Annotated in this window: 3 protein-coding genes and 1 pseudogene; all 4 read right to left on the reverse strand. The window is 63.2% G+C overall.

All coding sequences use genetic code 11. From position 1 onward, the window contains the following. Window positions 1-55: 55 nt before the first annotated feature. The gene (locus HX846_RS27270; RefSeq protein ID WP_087695083.1) at window positions 56-829 is read right to left on the reverse strand and encodes an enoyl-CoA hydratase/isomerase family protein; all 774 of its coding nucleotides are present in this window, start codon (window positions 827-829) and stop codon (window positions 56-58) included. Beyond that, window positions 826-1,983 carry a citronellyl-CoA dehydrogenase gene (gene atuD / locus HX846_RS27275; protein ID WP_087695085.1) on the reverse strand — a complete coding sequence of 386 codons (1,158 nt, stop codon included), beginning with the start codon at window positions 1,981-1,983 and terminating at the stop codon, window positions 826-828. The genes HX846_RS27270 and atuD overlap by 4 nt, the downstream gene beginning before the upstream one ends. Before the next feature lie 71 nt (window positions 1,984-2,054). Continuing rightward, window positions 2,055-3,671: a geranyl-CoA carboxylase subunit beta gene (atuC, locus tag HX846_RS27280; protein WP_008431693.1), complete on the reverse strand. Its 1,617-nt coding sequence runs from the start codon at window positions 3,669-3,671 to the stop codon at window positions 2,055-2,057. 3 nt (window positions 3,672-3,674) lie between these two features. Next, window positions 3,675-3,784: pseudogene (locus HX846_RS27285) on the reverse strand (2,4-dienoyl-CoA reductase); the annotation flags it as partial.

Here is a 3,784-nt window from a genome sequence, read left to right on the forward strand (position 1 = left end):
CTGTAAGAGCGGAACCCATAGTCGCCATTACAAAAATAACGGATATGCCCCCGATTCATCGCGCCCACCCCGGCCTGCGCTTCTGCACAAACGCCTGAGTCCCCTCAACCCCTTCCTCACCACAAACCGCCTCGGCAAACCACTCGGCAGCCTGGTCCAACAACGGCCCCAAAGCCTGCTCACCACTGGCCAGCAGCAACGCCTTGGTCCGCGCATTAGCCCCCGGAGCACACCGCAAAACCTGCCCCAACACCTCATCCAGCCGCTCCGCCAACGCCTGCGGATCGTGCTCCACAAAATGCACCAACCCCAACCGCAGCGCCTCAACCCCATCAAACCGCGCCGCCGTCAAAGCCAGCCGCCGCGCCTGGGTCAGCCCGATACGCTTCACCACGAACGGGGCAATCTGCGCCGGCAACAACCCAAGGCCGGTCTCCGGCAACCCAAACTGCGCCTGATGATCCGCAATCGCCACATCACTGACACACACCAACCCAAACCCGCCGCCCAACACGGCACCCTCAAGCACCACAATCACCACCTGCGGCAGCGCCTCCACTTCCTGCAACAGCGTGCCGAACGCCCGGTTCAACGCCTGCAAGCCTCCCGCGGCTCCCGCGCGAGCCATGTCCTTCACATCGCCACCGGCCGAAAAATGCCCACCCGCGCCGCTGATAACCAACGCCCGCACGCTCTTGTCCCCAGCCACATCGGCCAGTACCGCACGCAGTTCGTTGACCATTTCCAGGCTCATGGCATTGCGGCTGTCCGGCCGATTGAGGGTCACATGCAGCACCCCGTTATGCGGTTCCAGCAACAACGTGTTCACGACTTTCTCCCCGGCAGGGTGCCCATCAATTTACAGATGATCCCCAGCATGATCTCGTCCGCCCCACCACCAATCGACACCAGCCGCACATCGCGATAAGCCCGGGCCACCGGGTTGTCCCACATGAACCCCATGCCGCCCCAATATTGCAGGCAACTGTCGCTGACTTCCCGGCCCAGGCGGCCGGCCTTGAGCTTGGCCATGGAGGCCAGGCGCGTCACGTCCTGGCCCTTGATGTACTGCTCGGTGGCCTGGTACACCAGCGCCCGCAGGCATTCGATTTCGGTGGACAGTTCGGCCAGACGGAAGTGGATCACCTGGTTGTCGATCAGCGCCTTGCCGAAGGTCTTGCGTTCCTTGCAGTAATCGATGGTGCTGTCGATGCAGTACTCCAGGCCCTTGACCATATTGGCCGCGCCGAACAGCCGCTCTTCCTGGAACTGCAGCATCTGCATCATGAATCCCGCACCTTCATGGCCGATGCGGTTGCGCTGGGGGATGCGCACGTCGTCGAAAAACACCTGGGCGGTTTCCGAGCTGTGCATGCCGAGCTTTTCCAGGGGCGGGCTGACGCTGATGCCGGGGGTGTTCATCGGCACCATGATCAGCGACTTGTTGATGTGCGGCTTGTCGTCCGAGGTGTTGGCCAGCAGGCAGATGAAGTCGGCGCTCGGTGAGTTGGTGATCCACATCTTGCTGCCGTTGATCACGTAGTCAGTGCCGTCCTTGCGGGCATGGGTTTTCAGCCCGGCCACGTCGGAGCCGGCGCCGGTTTCCGAAACGCCGATGCAGCCCACCTGTTCGCCGCTGATGGCCGGGCGCAGGAATTCTTCGCGCAATTCATCGGAGCCGAAGCGGGCGAGGGCCGGGGTGCACATGTCGGTCTGCACGCCGATGGACATCGGGATGCCGCCGCAGCGAATGCTGCCGAACTCTTCGGCGGCGACGATCGAGTAGCTGTAGTCGAGGCCCATGCCACCGAATTTTTCCGGCTTGGAAATACCCAGCAAACCGAGGTCGCCGGCCTTGCGGAAGATCTCGTGGATCGGAAAGCGTCCGGCCTTTTCCCACTCATCCACATGCGGGTTGATCTCGCGCTCGACAAAGCCACGGACGGTGCGACGCAGTGCTTCGTGTTCCTGGGTGAAGATCATTTTTATTGTTCTCCCTATGGGGACGCGGGGCGTCCCGGGCTGCATTCCCACGCGGGGCGTGGGAACGATCATCAAAACCGCGCTGCACCAAAGCTGTTGGGCTGTAGTTGCCGCACCTCGGCCTCGTGGCAGATGTCCAGCAGAAACCCGAGCAAGGTCCGTGTATCCCGTGGGTCAATCAGCCCGTCGTCCCACAGGTTCGCGCTGCCATAAAGGGCGGTGGACTGGCTGTCGAGTTTCTGTGCGGTGACCTGTTCGAGCATGTCGAGCACCTTGGGGTCGGGCACCAGGCCATCTTTCAGTTGCTTGGCTTCGGTGACGATCCGCAGCACCTTGCCCGCCTGGGCGCCGCCCATCACGGCGGTGCGGCTATTGGGCCAGGCGAAGATGAAACGCGGGTCGAGCCCACGGCCGCACATCGCATAGTTGCCGGCACCGTAGGAGCCGCCGACGACGATGGTCAGTTTCGGCACCCGCGCATTGGCCACCGCCTGGATCATCTTCGCGCCGTGCTTGATCACGCCTTGCTGTTCCGACTCGGTGCCCACCATGAAGCCGGTGGTGTTGTGGAAGAACAGCAGCGGTGTCTGGCTCTGGTCGCACAGCTGGATAAATTGCGCGGCCTTGCTCGCACCCTTCGGGGTGATCGGCCCGTTGTTGCCGATAAAGCCACAGGCCCGGCCCTGGATATGCAAGTGGCCGCAGACGGTGTGCGGGTCGAACTCGCCCTTGAACTCCAGGAAGTTGGAAGCATCCGCCAACCGCGCGAGGATTTCGCGCACGTCGTAGGGCTTTTTCGGATCGTCGGGGATCAGCCCCAACAGCTCGTCAATCGGGTACAGCGGCTCGCTGTAAGCGCGCTTTGGCACAGGTGGCAAGCGGTCATCCCACGGCAACAGGCTGACAATCTCACGCACGATGCGCACACCGTCAGCGTCGTTTTCCGCCAGGTATTCAGCGGTGCCGGCGGTTTGCGCATGCATCTCGGCGCCGCCCAGTTCTTCATCGGTGGCGACTTCGCCGGTCGCGGCCTTGAGCAGCGGCGGGCCGGCCAGGAACAGCTTGGCCTTGCCACGCACCACCACCACGTAATCCGAAAGGCCCGGCTGATACGCGCCGCCCGCCGTGGCCGAGCCATGCACCACGGTGATCTGCGGCAAGCCCATGGCCGACATCCGCGCCTGGTTGGCGAAGCTGCGGGCGCCTTCGACGAAAATCTCGGCGGCGTAGTTGAGGTTGGCGCCGCCGCTTTCTGCCAGCGTCACCACCGGCAGTTTGTTTTCCATGGCGATCTGTTGCAGGCGCAGGGATTTTTTCAGGCCCGAGGGGGAAATGGTCCCGCCCTTGATCGCGCTGTTGTTGGCCACCACCAGCATGCGCACGCCGCTGACGTAGCCGATGCCGGCGATCAACCCGCCCCCAGCGGCGCTGCCGTCTTTGTCATCGTGCAGTTTGTAGCCGGCCAGGCTCGCCAGTTCGAGGAACGGCGCGCCGGGGTCGAGCAATAAATTCAGGCGTTCCCGTGGCAGCAGTTGCCCGCGCTTGTCGAACCTGGCCTTGGCTTCGGCGGCCTTGCCCAGCAGGTTTTGCTCCAGCTGGCGCAATTGATTGACGCCCGTGAGCATCGCTTCGCGGTTCTGCGCGAATTGCGGGCTGTGGGCGTCGAGTTGCGAGTCGATCACCGGCATGGCTTATTTCTCCTCCTTGAGCACGTCCGGCAAGTAAGCCCGGTGGAAACCATTAAAGGACACGCTCGGCGGTTGCGCCTTGTGCAGCGGCCAGGCGCGGCTGCCCAGGCTGG

The organism is Pseudomonas sp. K5002, assembly GCF_013386655.1.
GTDB lineage: Bacteria > Pseudomonadota > Gammaproteobacteria > Pseudomonadales > Pseudomonadaceae > Aquipseudomonas.